General features: G+C 68.8%; 12 protein-coding genes and 2 pseudogenes. 4 read left to right on the plus strand and 10 right to left on the minus strand.

The window, feature by feature from the left end; translation table 11 throughout:
- Positions 1-8 precede the first annotated feature (8 nt).
- Positions 9-452 (plus strand): DUF4279 domain-containing protein, encoded by a 444-nt coding sequence (locus ACN261_RS29785; RefSeq protein ID WP_425853405.1) that lies wholly within the window; start codon positions 9-11, stop codon positions 450-452.
- A 42-nt stretch (positions 453-494) separates the two neighbouring features.
- Here the strand turns inward: ACN261_RS29785 and ACN261_RS29790 are convergent, their stop codons facing one another.
- Both ACN261_RS29790 and ACN261_RS29795 read right to left on the minus strand, forming a co-directional pair.
- Complete coding sequence (locus ACN261_RS29790; protein ID WP_425853406.1) at positions 495-875, minus strand: Mth938-like domain-containing protein; 381 nt, start codon at positions 873-875, stop codon at positions 495-497.
- A 166-nt stretch (positions 876-1041) separates the two neighbouring features.
- Positions 1042-1761, minus strand: a complete 720-nt coding sequence (locus tag ACN261_RS29795; RefSeq protein ID WP_425853407.1) for a VOC family protein — start codon at positions 1759-1761, stop codon at positions 1042-1044.
- 311 nt (positions 1762-2072) lie between these two features.
- Between ACN261_RS29795 and ACN261_RS29800 the strand changes: the two genes are divergently transcribed.
- The gene (locus ACN261_RS29800; RefSeq protein ID WP_425853408.1) at positions 2073-2735 is read left to right on the plus strand and encodes an HNH endonuclease; all 663 of its coding nucleotides are present in this window, start codon (positions 2073-2075) and stop codon (positions 2733-2735) included.
- A 146-nt stretch (positions 2736-2881) separates the two neighbouring features.
- On the opposite strand, the pseudogene ACN261_RS29805 reads toward ACN261_RS29800, so the two are convergent.
- Positions 2882-3181 (minus strand): annotated as a pseudogene (locus tag ACN261_RS29805) (helix-turn-helix domain-containing protein); the annotation flags it as partial.
- A 320-nt stretch (positions 3182-3501) separates the two neighbouring features.
- Between ACN261_RS29805 and ACN261_RS29810 the strand changes: the two are divergent.
- Positions 3502-3825 carry a hypothetical protein gene (locus ACN261_RS29810; RefSeq protein WP_204923484.1) on the plus strand — a complete coding sequence of 108 codons (324 nt, stop codon included), beginning with the start codon at positions 3502-3504 and terminating at the stop codon, positions 3823-3825.
- Between the two features lie 342 nt (positions 3826-4167).
- Here ACN261_RS29810 and ACN261_RS29815 read toward each other — a convergent pair whose 3' ends face one another.
- Positions 4168-5565 (minus strand): ricin-type beta-trefoil lectin domain protein, encoded by a 1398-nt coding sequence (locus ACN261_RS29815; protein ID WP_425853409.1) that lies wholly within the window; start codon positions 5563-5565, stop codon positions 4168-4170.
- Between the two features lie 392 nt (positions 5566-5957).
- Complete coding sequence (locus tag ACN261_RS29820; protein ID WP_425853410.1) at positions 5958-6401, minus strand: hypothetical protein; 444 nt, start codon at positions 6399-6401, stop codon at positions 5958-5960.
- A 259-nt stretch (positions 6402-6660) separates the two neighbouring features.
- On the opposite strand from ACN261_RS29820, the gene ACN261_RS29825 reads away from it, so the two are divergent.
- Entirely contained in the window at positions 6661-7305 is a 645-nt protein-coding gene (locus ACN261_RS29825; RefSeq protein WP_425853666.1) for an IS5 family transposase, read from the plus strand.
- 16 nt (positions 7306-7321) lie between these two features.
- On the opposite strand, the gene ACN261_RS29830 is transcribed toward ACN261_RS29825, so the two are convergent.
- The 5 genes and pseudogenes from ACN261_RS29830 to ACN261_RS29850 all read right to left on the minus strand — a co-directional run bounded on the left by ACN261_RS29830 (position 7322) and on the right by ACN261_RS29850 (position 14591).
- Complete coding sequence (locus ACN261_RS29830) at positions 7322-8494, minus strand: PKD domain-containing protein (RefSeq protein ID WP_425853411.1); 1173 nt, start codon at positions 8492-8494, stop codon at positions 7322-7324.
- Positions 8495-8910: 416 nt separating this feature from the next.
- Complete coding sequence (locus ACN261_RS29835; RefSeq protein WP_421483024.1) at positions 8911-9063, minus strand: hypothetical protein; 153 nt, start codon at positions 9061-9063, stop codon at positions 8911-8913.
- 325 nt (positions 9064-9388) lie between these two features.
- Positions 9389-9865, minus strand: a complete 477-nt coding sequence (locus ACN261_RS29840; protein ID WP_363656120.1) for a Mur ligase family protein — start codon at positions 9863-9865, stop codon at positions 9389-9391.
- Positions 9866-9934: 69 nt separating this feature from the next.
- Positions 9935-10417 (minus strand): annotated as a pseudogene (locus ACN261_RS29845) (transposase); the annotation flags it as partial.
- A 259-nt stretch (positions 10418-10676) separates the two neighbouring features.
- Positions 10677-14591 carry a helix-turn-helix domain-containing protein gene (locus ACN261_RS29850; RefSeq protein ID WP_425853412.1) on the minus strand — a complete coding sequence of 1305 codons (3915 nt, stop codon included), beginning with the start codon at positions 14589-14591 and terminating at the stop codon, positions 10677-10679.
- Between the last annotated feature and the right edge of the window lie 71 nt (positions 14592-14662).

A 14662-nucleotide genomic window follows, 5' to 3' on the forward strand; every position in this document is an offset into this window, starting at 1 on the left:
TGGCGCACATGGTGGACGCGCCGTGGAAGGTTCGGCAGTACTGCTACTTCTGGCTCGTCAGCGAGGCGGTGACAGCCGAACAGATCACGGAATGTCTCGGGATTGAACCGGATCGAACCGCCGCCATGGGAAGCCGTCGCACGTCGCCGAGGCTGGTCCCGGCAGCTCACCGGTGGGAGATCCGCTGTGAGACGCACGGACGAATCGACGAACAGGCGTCCACCGTGCTTGCACGTATCGCGCCGGCGGCTGATCGGGTGCGAGCCCTCGTCGACGGCGGCGACGTCGACGCAGGTCTGACGATGGTTCGCTGGTTCGACGACCCAGACGGCGGCTACCACGCGATGGGCTGGTCGCTGGGCTGTGAGCAGATCCAACTGCTCGCACGGATGGGCGCGAGCATCGAATCGGATGAGTACGCAGGAGACTTCACCGCCCATTCGAGCCGATAAGCGTCCTCATCTGCCGCTGCAGGCGTGTCTCTATCGTCGCGTTCAGCAGGTCGAGTGGAACAGCCCTGCGACTGCGGTGCCACTGGCGGCGAGGTCGTTGTAGATCTGGACTGCCTCGGTGGTCTCGGCCACGTGGACGGTCACTCCGCGCTCCTCCAACAGTTTGAGGGTACGCGGGTCGACCTGCAGCTGCAGTTGCATGCCGCGCGACAGTACGACGGTCGTGGCGCCATGGGCCAGAAGCTCCAGGACATCATCGGGCTGAACACCGGGGCTGTGGCGGGTACCGGTTTCGGACCAGTCCCACGGGCGGCCACCGCTGGGGTAGAGCTTGAAGTCCTTGCCAACTCCAAGGTCCTCGACGTCCATGTGGCCCCATGAGATCGCCAGTACGAGCGGCGACCGAGTTGTTTCGCTGGACACCGCAGCCCCTCGTTGGACGGAGCCGCGTCGGCCACGGCTGAACGTTCTGTGCAGGCTGCCAGACCTTACGCTCATGCCGCCGACCGCGTGCCACGGGCGGTGACTGCTCCCGAGGCCACCCGGCGTCCGGACGTAGCCGAGATGGCGGAGGCGTTCGTGAGGTGAGTTACCGCAATGCTGCTGCGAGGTCGGCGGCGTTGTCGAACGCGGCGGCTGCCCTTTCGGATTCGGCTTCCGTGAGCGTGACGGACTTGGCGCGGGTCAGCATCTCGGCCGCAGTCTTTGGATCGTGCAGCACCATCGCGAGTTCGGCGCGGTAGACCAGCACCTCTACCTGCTCGACCGGGTCATCGTCGGCTTGCGGGCGGGCCAACGCGCTGTCGAGGATCCGAACGGCCTGTCCTACGCTTCCTCGGGAATCGGCCTGCACGACGGCATTCGCCAGAGCCTTGGCCAGCCGCCCGGCAGGCGTGGCGGCCGGCACCGGCGCGGTGGCGGCGTCCCAAAAGACGCGGATCCAGTTGCCGCCCGGGTCGACGACGCTGAACCCACCCCACCCGTCGGCGTTCTTCCGCGCCCTGGGCCGGGTCATCCGCGGCGTTCCCGACACCAGAACCTTGCCGTACGCGGCGCGCATGCCAGCGGCGAACGCCCGGTGTAGTCCCTCAATGTCCGCGGTGAGTACGAGACATGAGCCGTAGGACTGCTCCGGGTCAAATCCGGCGATCTCGAAGAACTGCAGATGCAGGTCTTCCCGCTGCACCCCCACGCACGCGTTGGGCTTGCGCTGCTTATACGTGGTACGGAAACCGAGAACTCCGTAGAAGGCTTCGATGTCATCAATGGACGCGCAGGGCAGCAGGGGAACGGTCCGCTCGTTGGCCATGCCTCCTTCCTAGACGTCGCAGGGTGTCCGTCGCCCATGGAAATAGCCGATCATCGCCGCCGGCCATCCGATCGGCCGATGACCCAGAACGCAACGTCGCCACTCCCCCGAGCCATCGGGGGTGCCTTCCATCCGGCCCACACGGCTCACCAAGATCAGGCGCCCGGATCTGCCGCATGGAAGGCGCGTCGGGGTGCACGATCCCGGCCGACGCCGGGATCGCCGTCGTGCTCAGCGACTTCTGGATACCCCGGATAAAACCGCCATGGAACGCTGGTTCCAAACCTGGCACGACCCGATAGCCTCGTCGGATGGCGCAGCGTGCACCAGACTCGATCTCCATCCAACTTCCCGATGGCCGAAGCATCGACGCGACGAACGAGACGCCGGGTCCGGCCGAGCGGGGGGAACTGGAGCTGGTCGAGGTGCTGCGCCCGCGGCGCTTCGACGCGTGCCCGATCTGCGGCGACCCGGCAGCAACCGAAAAGGAGCACGTGCCGCCAGGCAGTCTCGGAGGCAAGGTGATGACCTGGACGTGCAATCGGTGCAACAACGATTTCGGCAGCAGGGTCGAAGTTGATCTGCTCGACTGGTACGAGGGCGCGCTGACGACGTGGTTCGCGTCGGAAACCGTGCGCGGTAAGCGTAAGACCGGCCGGCTGCTGAGGCGCTGGACCGAAAGCGGCGAATATGTGCTCCTGCCGGCCGGCAAGTCAGACGACATATATGCCGAGATCCTGGCCGCCGGCAATGTCGAAATGGAGTACGACACCCCGGAGCACAAGCGGTGGTCAATCGGTCTACTCAAGTGCGTCTACCTCGCCCTTTGCATCAAGCTCGGCGTCATCGAAGGCGGATGGGCCGACCAGGTCCGCGCCGACCTGCTGGCGGCCCGTGACGCGCCCAGCCGGTCGGAAGTGCCGGCCAGCGAGATCGCCCGGCGCCTCCACGTCCTGCGCGGCTTCGGACCGTGAGGTTCCCCCGGTTTGCCGGAGGCCGCCGGCGTCCGTTCGGTGCCGCCGCCTGACGGCGGTTCCAGCAGCTCGGGAAGCGGCCCCGATGCTGGTTGCTCGGATCGTATGGCGATGCTGTTGCGTACCGCGACCCACCGGTCCGCAGTGCCCTGATCCAGGCCGCAGGCATGGACGAATGTCGCGATCAGTGGAGCGCGTGGCAGGGTGCTGCGGCCGAGCATCGAGGTGATCGTGCTGGGTGGAAGCGACCCTCCCGATGCCTGCGCCTTCGCGGCCAACTCCCGGTACGACAGCCCCGCCCACAGGCGTAAGGCCCTCAGGGCCGCGACGAACTCTCCGGCGTTCATAGATGGATCGGGTGCCGGTGGTGGTAACACGGGCCACTCCTCCATGTCACGGTGGGTCTCGATTCGGTTGGAACAAACAGGATTCAGACAACTAGACATCCATAATCTTAAATCGATCACTTTCGGCCATTGTGTGATCTAGATCACATCACCTGACAAATCGGCAGGCGTCCCCCGAGGCGACGTGAGCGAAACTGTTCCGCACAGCTCAGACCCTGTTCCGCCCTACAGACCGCAGGTCAGGCTTACCGCCAGATCGATGCATCCCACAGCGGGCCAGAAGCGTCGATGCCTTTGCGCAGCCGTCCGGCCACGTCGGCCAGGGCCCAGTCGGATGCTCAGCAACCGCCGGTTTCCGACCAGGAATCCGCTACCAGGCCAGAGAAGTGCCAGGTAGACAACAGAAGGAGGAAAAAGGCATGAAGCGGAAGCTCTTTGCTGTCGCCGCCGCGGGGCTGGCCCTCGCGGGAGGCAGCACTCTTGCGACGGCCACGCCAGCCGTGGCCGGCCAGGGTGCCCAGTCTCTGGCGTTCTCGTGTTCGCTGGCGTGGAAAGACCAGAACACCGCTGCCATCAGGTGCTCCGGTAGCTCGTTCGTCGGCTGGGCGAGGTGCAAGAACGGTCGCATCACGCAAGGTGCGCAGGCGGCTTCCGGCACGATTTCCTACGCGTACTGCACGTCGGTCAACTCGTCCCTGAAGAGCCCCTTCACGAGTTCGGACTGGGGCGGGATCGCCAAGTAGCGGGGCCCGGCCTGAACGCCGTTCAGCGGTTTCGGGTTCGGAGGTAGGTGTCGGGGTCGGGCTGGAGCCCGACCCCGACACCGCGAACGGTGGGATAGCGACGGGGGTTCCGCCGAGTGCGCCCTCCAAGGCGGTGCGGGGCACGGCGCCGCCGGCGACCCGCAGCAGCACCTCGCCGTGGCAAAGCCCGTAGGCCCGTCATCCAGTTACGACAACACCTGGCGGTCCTGGCCCAGTTCGACCACGACCGGGGTGCCGCAGACACGATCCGCACCACGCTGGCACCGCTGGACGAAGACCTCTCTCGGGTCCGGACCGAGTCCGCCCCGAGAGAGGTGGCGGTCAGCTACGCAGACTCCATCGCTGGTTGGAGCCGCCGTTGCAGGACCACAGGATCAGTTTGGTGCCGTTGGCCGTCCCGGCGGCGTTGGCGTCGAGGCACAGTCCGGACTGCTGTCCGGTGATCGTGCCGTTGGAGTTGACGTTCCACTGCTGGTTCGGCTGGCCGTTGCAGTCCCAGATGATCACCGTCGTGCCGTTGCTGGTACCCGCGCCGTTCGCGTCCAGGCACTTGTTGCCGTACACCTGCAGTTGCCTCCCCGAGGTGTAGGTGAAGCGCTGGCCCGTGGCGGTGCCGCAGTCCCAGAGCTGCACCTGGGTGCCGTTGTTCTGGGTCGAGTTCGGCACGTCCACGCAGCGGTTGGACTGCGCGCCGAGGATCTGCTGCCCGTTTGCCGGCGGCGTCGTCGCGGGTGGCGTGGTGGTCGGTGGGGTGGTGGTGGGCGGGGTGGTGGGTCCGTCTGGGCTCAGTGAGGTGATGAACCTCCACACCTCAGCCTGGGTCCAGGATCTGGCGCCGGGTGCGTAGGGGTCGGCGGAGCCGTCGACGGCGTTGGGGGCGTGTGGTCCGTCGAAGGCGCCCCAGACGACGGGGTAGCCGGTGCGGCAGCCGGTGTACCAGGTGACGATGTGGGCGAGGCTGCCCTGGGGTGGCTCGGGCGGGTTCTGTCGGGTGCAGCCGTTGTTCTGGACGAACCGGTCGCGCATCGACCGTCCGCCGGAGATGGGGAGGGTGCCGTCGCGGAGACCGTGGATGCCGAAGTAGGCGATGGGTTGCGTGCCGCCCTGGCATCCGCTGAGGACCCCGCCGGAGTAGACGATGACGCCGCGGAAGGTGGTGGCGCGGGCGCAGGCGATGGCGTAGGTCATGGCGCCGCCGTAGCTGAAGCCGGAGGCGAACAGCTGGGTGGTGTCGACGCACAGGCCGCCTTCGATCTGCCTGATCATGTCGTCGACGAACGTGAGGTCCTGACCGTTGGAGTTCCCCCAGCCATTGTTGATGCCCTGGGGAGCGACGAAGATCGTATTGCCCTTGCCGTACCTGTCGACGCGCAGTCCGTAGTAGGACCATTCGATGCCGCTGGTACTGCCGTTGTCCACCTGTTCGGCGGTGCCACCGACCCAGTGGAAGGAGAAGACCAACCGGTAGGGGTGGTTGCTGTCGTAGTTGTCGGGGACCCGCAGGATGTAGCTGCGGCTCTGTCCGCCGCTGGTGATCGTGCGCTTACCGCTGGTCAGGGTGGGCGCCTTGCCGCACCCGGCGGTCGCGGCCAGCGCACCAGCACCAGTAGTGGACGCTGCGGAGGCGAGTCCGCCGTTGATGGTGAGGCCGGCGGCCAGGGTGAGGGCGACCGCGGCGGCTGCCACGGATGCCAGGGTTGCTCTGTGTTTCACGACCATTCAACTCCTTCTGTCATGAACATCCCGCCCCCGGCTACCCGCTTGCCGGCTCGCCCGGGTGGTCGGGTTTGGCTGTCCGTCCCACGGCCCGTCGTGGCGGCAGGGCTGCCCGGCCCCGCCGGGCCCGAACCCGGACCCGATCCGCCGGCACCGACCGTGGGTCGACTGCGGGAGGCCGCTCCTCGCCGTACCGCGCCGCCGGTTGCCGGTTACCTGCGTACGACCCCGCGATCACGGACGGCCGCGTTGACGCCGAGGACGGGTGAGCCGGACGTGGCGGCGTGGACGGGCGCCGATGGGCGACCGACCGCGTACGCGGGGCATACTCGGACAGGTCTCCGCAGGCTCGACGAATCGATTCGCCAAACCGTACGGTCGCCACCAACAGACCGTCAAGTGATAGGTGTCAATATGTTTGCCGAGGCGCCGGACCAGTGACGGCGGAACCCGGCACCACCGGCCCACTCCAGAAGCTCCACCGCCTCAAGCCGCTGCCCGCGCCGGGCAACCAACAGTGCGGGAGCATTGCTGCGCCAGCGGAGCGGGAACACGTCCGAGGTCGGCCGCACCGGCTTCCGCGTCACGTCGATCGACCCATACGTGAGCGACAGATCATCGAACTTCTGATGATTGACCTCAAGGCGCTCGTCATCGAAGTCGAACACCACCGGACAGTCGGCGAACCAGGTGTCGTCATCGTCATCCCACACCACCCAGCTGGACGTCAGCCGCCTGCCGACGAGGCCCCGCAGCCGATGCGCGTGACGACCGGCGACCTCAGCAGCTCCGTTCAGCCAGGCCGGCTGGTAGCCGGTAATACCGAAGTCGAAGGTCATCACGGGACGGAAACCCTGAGCCGGCCTGACTCGCACTCGGGTATCCGGATCTACCGCGTGAAAGGCGCGTCGGCGTACACGATCCCGGCCGACGCCGGGATCGCCGTCGTGCTCAGAGCGCGTTTGGGATGTGTGTTGGTCGGGTGTGTCGCACAGTGGGTGCGATCGATGGGCCGGGTTCGGTCGGTAGACGGGTGTGGATCGTGTGCGGCGGTATCCGTCTGACCTGACCGATGGTGAGTGGGCGCTCGTCGAGCCGATGCTGCCGTCGCCGCAGTGGATGGGCAGGCCGGAGAAGCATCCGCGTCGGGCGATCATCGACGGCATCCTGTACGTGGTGCGTACCGGCTGCGCGTGGCGGTACCTGCCGATCGACTTCCCGCCCTGGCAGACCGTGTACTCCCACTTCCAGCGGTGGAACCGGCGGGGTGTGACCGATCGGATCCCCACCGAGCTGCGGGAGGAGGTCCGCCTGGCCCACGACCGGCAGCCGCAGCCCACCGCCGGGATCATCGACTCCCAGTCGGTCAGGGCCGCGGACACCGTGCACCGTGACACTTGCGGCTATGACAGCGGGAAGAAGGTCAACGGCCGTAAGCGGTTCATCGTCACCGACACCCTCGGGCTGCTGGTCACCGTATGGGTCCTGGCCGCGTCGTGGCAGGACCGTGACGGCGCCAAGGGCGACCAGCAAGGGTTCGTCGTACACCGCCGCCGCTGGGTGGTGGAGAGGACCCTGGCCTGGATCACCGCCCACCGCCGACTGGCCCGCGACTACGAAACCCGCCCCGCCACCTCGGAGGCCATGATCCGCTGGGCCGCCATCGCCGGCATGCTCGGCCGTCTCACCCGAGGTGGGCCCGCCACCCGCCAACAACGCCGCACCCTCAACACACCCGACTGACAGACATGCGAAACCCTCACTTAGACCTTGATCGACTGTCCTGCCGACTCGTGGCCGGCACGGCCGGGCGGGTGACTGCCCCGTCGTGGGTCCGTACCGGAACGACCTTGGTCGTCTTCCCTTTTCGGCCATCAAGGGTCGTCACGGTCAGACTTACCTGGTAGTCACCGTCGGCCGCGTACCGATGGGTGGGGGAGAGCCCTTCGAACGTCGTTCCGTCACCGAATTTCCACAGCCGTGAGGCGAATTCCACCCTGCCGGGGTCGAACGAGTAGTCATGGAAGGAGACGGTGTCCTGGGTGCTCGGATCGGTGGGGCTGTAGGAGAAATCCGCATTCGGGTTCGGCGTGACGTGGACGTCGAGTTCGGCCGGCCCCGTGCTCGGTTCGGTCGGGCAGCACCGCAGGTCGACCTGGAACAGGTAGGTCGTGCCGGCTTCCGCCCGGAAGGTGAACGGGACGTTGTACCGGTATGAGCATCCCAGCAGGGTCAAATTCGTCAACGACGTCCCGCTGTATCCGGCGACCGAGCCCCAGTAGCCCGCTGAAGCGGTGATGGAGCGGGTGACCGTGGGGGTGTACGAGTACCAGCGCGTCTGCTTCGCATCGAGGCAGGCGGTCGGTTCGCCGGCCTCCATGCTCGCGGTGTCCAGATCCACCGCGCGTGAGAACGGCAACTTGTTGATCACCTTGGCGGCGGCGAAGCTGTCGTTCTTCGGCCGGTTGGCCCGCTTGAGGGAGAACGTCAGCTCACCGGCCTCCGCCTCGAAGTACGAGGTAACCATGAAGTGGTAGGTGGTGCCCGCGGTGGCCGTGAAGGTGATCCGGGAATCCGCGTCGCCGTAGCTTTCGTTGCAGGCTACGAGGTCCAGCGATCCGGAGGGGCCACTCCAGGCGGACAGGACCGTGCTGTAGTCGCTTCCGAGGGTGCTCGCCTGGATCAGCGTGTCCTTGGTGGGGGTGAAAGTAAACCAGACGGACTGGTACTCTCCGCATTCCCCGGGATCCGCCGGATCGGTGGTGGCGCTGCTGGTTTCCTGCGTTGTCTGGAAGGGCAGGCTGCTGACCGTCGTGGCGCTGGCGAATTCGTCGTTCGCGGGCTGGGCGAAGGCCGCTGTCGGCCGGACACCGACCAGCGCGGTCAGAATAGCCAAAACTAGGGAAAGTCGCAGTATCACCGGTTTGATCATTACGACTCCTTGCGGTAAGCGTCCGGTTTCGCTCCGTAGGCCGTGTCAGGTTATCAGGGCGCATTGCCCGGAGCGATGATTCATGTCGCGGGGTATGGCTCATTCATGATTCATTCCAGTGCGCAACCGATTGTGGACGTGATGCGGCATTGCCTATGTATCAGTGATAGTGCGCCATTCCGCCGAGATCGAGTGAGATCTCAACCCACCAATGTCTGCATTCGTTCGACGGTCGGCACTCGCGGGAAGCTGATGGGCGTCCTGATGCAGACGAACGGTGGGTGGCGTTCGTCGTCAGCATCGATGAAGGGGCGGATCGCACCGATCAGGTCGGCCGCGTCCAGGAGTCGGCGTACGTCAGATCGTGGGACACGCCGCGCACCTCGGCCGACCCTGTCGCCCCGACCGCCGTACCGTCACGCGGTGCCGGAGCCGGGTTCCTCGATCAGCCGGCTCGCCAGGGCCAGCAGCCCGGCGCTGTTGGCCGCCGTGAACAGGACGACGTCGCCCGTCCGCAGCCCGTCGCGCAGCAGTTCCCACGCCTCGGGTACGCCCGCCACGCGGTCCACGACCACGCCGTCGCCGGCGGCCCCCTGGCGGCGTACTGGTAGGCGTTCGGGCCGCCGATCGCCACCAGCCAGCCGTCTCCGATCTCGGCCACCGCCTCGACCGGATGCCCCAACCCCAGGGCCACGGCGGCGGCCAGTGCGTTGGACGCCTGGTGCAGCCCGTACCGGCGCAACCGCACCTCTTCGAGCGGCCGTCGTGGCGAGCCGGAAGCCGGCCCGGCCCAGCGCGTCGACGGTCACCTGCTCGGCGCGGACGTCCGCCGGCCGGCTCATGCCGTAGCTGAGCACCCGGGCGGCAGTGCGGGCCGCCTTCGCGGTGACCAGCTCATCGTCGCCGTTGAGCACCGCCAGACCGCCGTCCTCGGCGCGCGGCAAGGCCACCACCAGCCCCCTTGGCCTGGGCGATGTTCTCCACCGACCCGAACTCGCCGAGGTGCGCGTGCCCGACCCGGGTGACGACACCGACCGTGGGCGGGGCGATCCCGGTCAGGTACGCGATGTGCCCGATGCCGCGCGCCCCCATCTCCAGCACCAGGTAACGGGGCTCGACGGTGGCACGGGTGACCGTGTACGGCAACCCCCGCTCGTTGTTGTTCGACGCCCGGGCGGCCACCGTCGCGCCCCAGCCGGGCAGCACCTGGGCGAGGACGTCCCTGGTCGACGTGTTGCCCACCGACCCGGTCACCCCGATGAGCGTGGTGGCCGGCAACCGGTCCACCACCGCGCGGGCCAGCCGGCCGTACGCCACCGCCACGTTGTCGACGACCACCGGCGGCACCCCGACCGGACGGGACGCCAGCACCGCCACCGCGCCGGCCTCGACCGCCCGGGGCGCCTAGTGCCGCGGCCACGAACGTTGGCGCTGTGGAGGTCAGGCTGCGCGGGTGGTGGGTTGGCCCCAGCCTCGTTGTCGTTCGCGGCGTTGGGCGGCCAGGACGTCGGGGTGGCGGGCGTTGGCGTTGCCCCACCGCAGATAGGCCTGCGGTTTCCGGGTCAGCGTCGGGTGGTTGGGGTGGTCCGAGCCGGCGATGACGAAGGTGCGTAGCGGCCCGGACTGGGCCTCGATCGGGTTGGCCCAGGAGGCGTAGGTCGGGGTGAAGCAGAGTTCGACCTTGTTCCGGGCCGCCCACCTGCGGATCTTGGCGCCTTTGTGCGCGGACAGGTTGTCCAGGATCACGTAGATCGGTGCGCCGTCCGGCCGGGCGGCACGGATCGACGTGAGCGCGGCCAGGGTGTTCGCGGCGCTCTTGCGGCGGCGCACGACGTCCCAGAGTTGGTCGTCGCCGACGCTGTAGCAGCCGTGGAACTGCCGGATGCCGTGCAGCTTGTGGTAGTTCGCGGGCAGCCGGTGCGGTGCCCGCCAGACCGCCGGGAGGTGCCGCAGCTCACGTACGGCGACGGCGAGGCCCCCGCTCATCGGAGCCCATGGATGTCGGTAGGTGGCACCACGCCACCGTAGCGGGTCGCCGCTCGGGCGTCAGGCACCCGATCCGAGCCCCGAGTCGGGACCGGACGACGACGCGGTTGATCGAGGTCACCGCGGCGATAAGCCGCCTTTCTACCCTGCTCGGGCTGGCCCGGGGCATGATCCTGCGGTGGAGAGCTGGGCCTGGTCAGCAGGGTGGGTGGTACGGGATGCTGGACAGGTACTGCTCCCATTCCGCTCGGCTGATGGGTTCTCCCATGGTGGAGCAGATCGATTCAGCGGCCCGTTGCGGGTCGGTCTCCCAGAGTCGGACGGTGCCGTCGGCGCTGCCGGCGGCCAGGGTGTGTCCGTCGGGTCGGTAGGCGACCACGTAGTAGGCCTGGTCGGCGTGGCTGAGGGTGGCCACCACGATGGGCCGGTTCAGGTGGCTGATGTCCCAGATCCAGATGGTGCCGTCGGTGCTGGCGGCGGTGATCAGGCTGCCGGATGGGTGAAAGCTCACCCAGTACACGTAGCTGGTCGGCCCGCGCAACGGGCGGGGCAGCGCCATCGGGTGGGCCGGGTCGGACACCTGCCACAGCCGTAGTGTCTTGTCGGCGCTGCCGACGGCGAGCAGGCCGCCGTCCGGGCTGAAGGCCACGCTGTAGGCGTATCCGGCCAGCCCGCGAAGCGGCGGACTGGCCGGGGCCGGCCGGGTCGGGTCATGTACGTCGATCAGCCGTACGACGCCGTCGGTGTCGGCGACGGCGAGTACCGGTGACCTCGGATGAAACGCCAGGGACAGCACGATCGACCCGGTGCCGGCGACCGTGGCCAGCAACGTGGGCCGCTCCGGATCGGACACCCGCCACAGATAGGTGGTGCTGTCGTCACCGGCGACGGCCAGGAGTGATCCGTCCGCGCTGAAGGCCACCGTTTGGATGAGTGCGGTCGCCCCGGTGAGCGCCGGTCCTATCCGCTTCGGTCGCGCCGGTCGACGGATGTCCCAGAGGTCCACCGCGCCGTCGCGTCCGCCGGCGGCCAGTAGTGCCCCGTCGGGGCTGAGTGCGGCAGTGCCGGAGTACCCCTGTTGATCGGCTGGCCGGCTCAGCGGCGCACCGAGCGGCTGCGGCCGGCGCGTGTCATTCACTTGCCACAACCGGACCGTCTGGTCCCGACCGGCTTCGGCCAGTATGGTGCCGTCCGGCGTGAACCCGGCGCTGAACACGGCTCCGCCCGCGCCGACGAGCAGCGGGCCGGGAAGCCCCCAGTACCGCACATAGCCGTCAGTGCCGGCGCTGGCCAGGGTGTGCTGGTCGGCGCCGAAGGCGAGTGCCGTCACCGGGGTCGGCTGGGGCAACGATCGCAGTTCGCGGTGGGTGGCCACGTCGTACAGCAGGATTCGTTTGTCGGACGTGCCGGTGGCAAGGGTGGCGCCGTCGGGGCTGAACGCGAGCGCGTTGATCCAACTGGTCGCTGCGGGCAGGGCGGTACCCCGCTTCGCCGGCCGTTGCGGGTCGGCGACCGACCACATCTGGACGGTCTGGTCGCCACTGCCGCTGGCCAGGAGGTCTCCGTTGGGGCTGAATGCCAGCGCGAGCACCTTGCCGGTGTGTCCGGCCAGTGGTGCCAGCCGGGTCGGGTGGGTGCGGTTCCCGAGGTCCCACAGCCGTACGGTGCTGTCGGCACTGCCGACGGCCAGTAGCCGCCCGTCGGGGCTGAACGTCACCGCCTGCACGGCGTCGTCCGGCCCGGTCAGCGCCGGCAGCGGCTGGCTGGCGTTCGATCCGGTGCCGGCGGTCGTCGCCGGCACCGCGTTGTTCAGCGCCCACCGCCACACCCGGTGGTCGGCACTGCCGGCGGCGAGCGTGCCGCCGTCCGGGCTGAACGCGAGCGCGTACACGGTGGATGTCGGCCCGGCCAGCGGCGGCAGCGCCTGCGGGTGCGCCGGATCGTCCAACCGCCACCGGTACACCCTGCCGTCCGCGCCGCCGGCGGCCAGCAGGGCGTCACGGGGGCTGAACGCTACGGCGAACACCGTGCCGGTCGGGCCGGTCAGTACGCTCCCGAGCGGGGCGGGCACCGGATCGGAAGCCCGCCACAGGCGTACCCTTCCCTCGGCACCACCGGCGGCCAGCAGCCGCCGGTCCGGGCTGAATGCCACCGCCTGGATGGCACCGCCGGTGCCACCCAGCCGAGCGGCTGTCGGGGTCGCAGCGGCGTCGAGCAGGCTGGACCGGGCCTGGACGGTCGGTGAGATCTGGTACGCCGCCAGCGCCACCTGTCGGGCCAAGCTGACGTCCCGCCCGCGCAGCCAGTCGGCCTGGCCCGCGACCAGCCGCGACACCGCCTCGTTACGTTCCATGGTGGCCGTCTGGCGTTGCTGGCTGGCGGTAGCACGCTGCTGGAAGGCGTACCCGGCGAGCAGCCCGCTGCTGAGCAGCAGTGCGGACAGCGCGGCGACCAGCTGATAGAGCTGGCGGGTGTGGCGACGAGCGTGTCGCCCGCTGGCGGCAAGAAACTCCCGCACCAGCGCCGATTGCTCGTCCGGATGCTCAGCCGTCCAACCCTGGGCAGCGGCCAGGCGGGTGCCCCGGTACAACGCGGCAGGGTCGCCGCCCTCGGCCCGCCACGCCGCCGCGGCGGTGGCGAGCTGCTGACGCAGCACCAACCCGGCCCGATCGCTGCTCAGCCAGCCGCGCAACGCGGGCCACGCGGCTAGCAACGCGTCATGGCTCAGCTGTACGGTGTCGCGCTGCGCGGTGATCAGCCGCTGAGTGATGAACCGGTCCAGGACCCGCTCCACCTCGACCGCATCCGGCCCGAACTCGGCCAACAGTTCGCCGAGAGGCACGATACGCCGGGTGTCTCCGGTATCGGTCCCGACGTGGACCAGACGCAGCAGCAGCCGGCGGGCCAGGCGCCGCTGGTCCGGGGTCAGCCGGTCGTACGCCTCGCTGGCGCTGGACGCGATCGCCTCGCGCACCCCGCCGACCCGCCGGTAGCCCTGACAGGTCAACCGTCGACCCTGGTCGTGATGCCAGGTGGCGAACAGCGCGTGCGACAGCAGCGGCAGGACGCCCGGCTCGGCACGGTCCGGCTCCACGCCGGTTGGCGTCAAGTCGGCCAGGAGCAGCTCGACCAGCCCGTCCTCCAACTCCACTCCCGCGCGAAGGGCGGGTTCCACGATCGCCGCCCGAAGTTCGTCGCGGGTCATCGGCCCCACCGTGACCTGCCTGTCCTGGGCCGCCCGCAGCAGCGCCGGGTGGCCCAACGCGTGACCGTAGAAGTCGGCACGCAGGCCGAAGACCACCACCAGTCCCGTGGTCCGCTCGCACAGCATGTTCAGGTCGGCGAGGAACGCCGCCGGATCCGCGTGGTCCGGCCCGCTGATGAACAGCTCCTCGGCCTGGTCGATCACCAGCAGCCTCGGGCCGGGCGCGGCCCGTAGTCGCTGCGCCCGTGTGGCCAGCTCCGCTGTTGGATCGGCGCCCGGAGTCATGAGCTCGACCGACCAGCCGTTGTCCGGACCGGACGGATCTTCAGGTGCCGGTTCATCCGTCGGGACCGGTGCGGTCGCCCGGCGCGGCGCGGAGCGAAGTCGCGCGATCAGCCCGGCCCGTAGCAGTGAGGACTTCCCAGAACCGGAGGCACCGACCACAAGGAACAGTCCACCGCCGGCGGCGTGCAGCCGGGTGACCTGTTCGACGAGTTCAGCGGTGAGCTGCTCCCGGCCGAAGAACCACCCGGCGTCCTGCGGCTGGAACGTGGCCAGACCCTTGTACGGCTCAAGGTGCCGTGGCCGCGGCCCGGGGCCGCGGCGCACACGCAGCCAGGCCGCGATCCAACCATCCATCATGGTGGGCCGCACGCCGCACACCGTCAGCACCCGCACCAGCAGGTCCTGTGAACTCAGCGCCGGCAACCCACGCCCGGCGAACCAGTCTCCGATGGTGCTGTGCGCGCTGTACGCCCCGGCCTTCGCCGCCACCTGACGGACGGTCAGTCCGGCCCGCTCCCGCACTGCGGTCAGCGCCGCCGCGAACTCGACCCGCCCACCGATCCGGTCGGGATCCGGCCGGCCGTCGGATTCCGGCGCTGATGTCGGCTGGCTACCCGACACTGCCTCACCTCGTCGACCAACAACACGGAATGTGATGCGAACGCTACTCATCACTGGTGAGGGTGGCGAGT

It is taken from the genome of Micromonospora sp. WMMD723 (assembly GCF_049863385.1).
Classification (GTDB): domain Bacteria; phylum Actinomycetota; class Actinomycetes; order Mycobacteriales; family Micromonosporaceae; genus Micromonospora; species Micromonospora wenchangensis.

Coding starts and splice junctions, on each gene's coding strand:
- ACN261_RS29785 (WP_425853405.1), top strand. CDS start 9: ATGGTGGACGCGCCGTGGAAGGTTCGGCAGTACTGCTACTTCTGGCTC.
- ACN261_RS29795 (WP_425853407.1), bottom strand. CDS start 1,761: ATGGCCAACGAGCGGACCGTTCCCCTGCTGCCCTGCGCGTCCATTGAT.
- ACN261_RS29800 (WP_425853408.1), top strand. CDS start 2,073: ATGGCGCAGCGTGCACCAGACTCGATCTCCATCCAACTTCCCGATGGC.
- ACN261_RS29810 (WP_204923484.1), top strand. CDS start 3,502: ATGAAGCGGAAGCTCTTTGCTGTCGCCGCCGCGGGGCTGGCCCTCGCG.
- ACN261_RS29815 (WP_425853409.1), bottom strand. CDS start 5,565: ATGGTCGTGAAACACAGAGCAACCCTGGCATCCGTGGCAGCCGCCGCG.
- ACN261_RS29820 (WP_425853410.1), bottom strand. CDS start 6,401: ATGACCTTCGACTTCGGTATTACCGGCTACCAGCCGGCCTGGCTGAAC.
- ACN261_RS29825 (WP_425853666.1), top strand. CDS start 6,661: ATGCTGCCGTCGCCGCAGTGGATGGGCAGGCCGGAGAAGCATCCGCGT.
- ACN261_RS29830 (WP_425853411.1), bottom strand. CDS start 8,494: ATGATCAAACCGGTGATACTGCGACTTTCCCTAGTTTTGGCTATTCTG.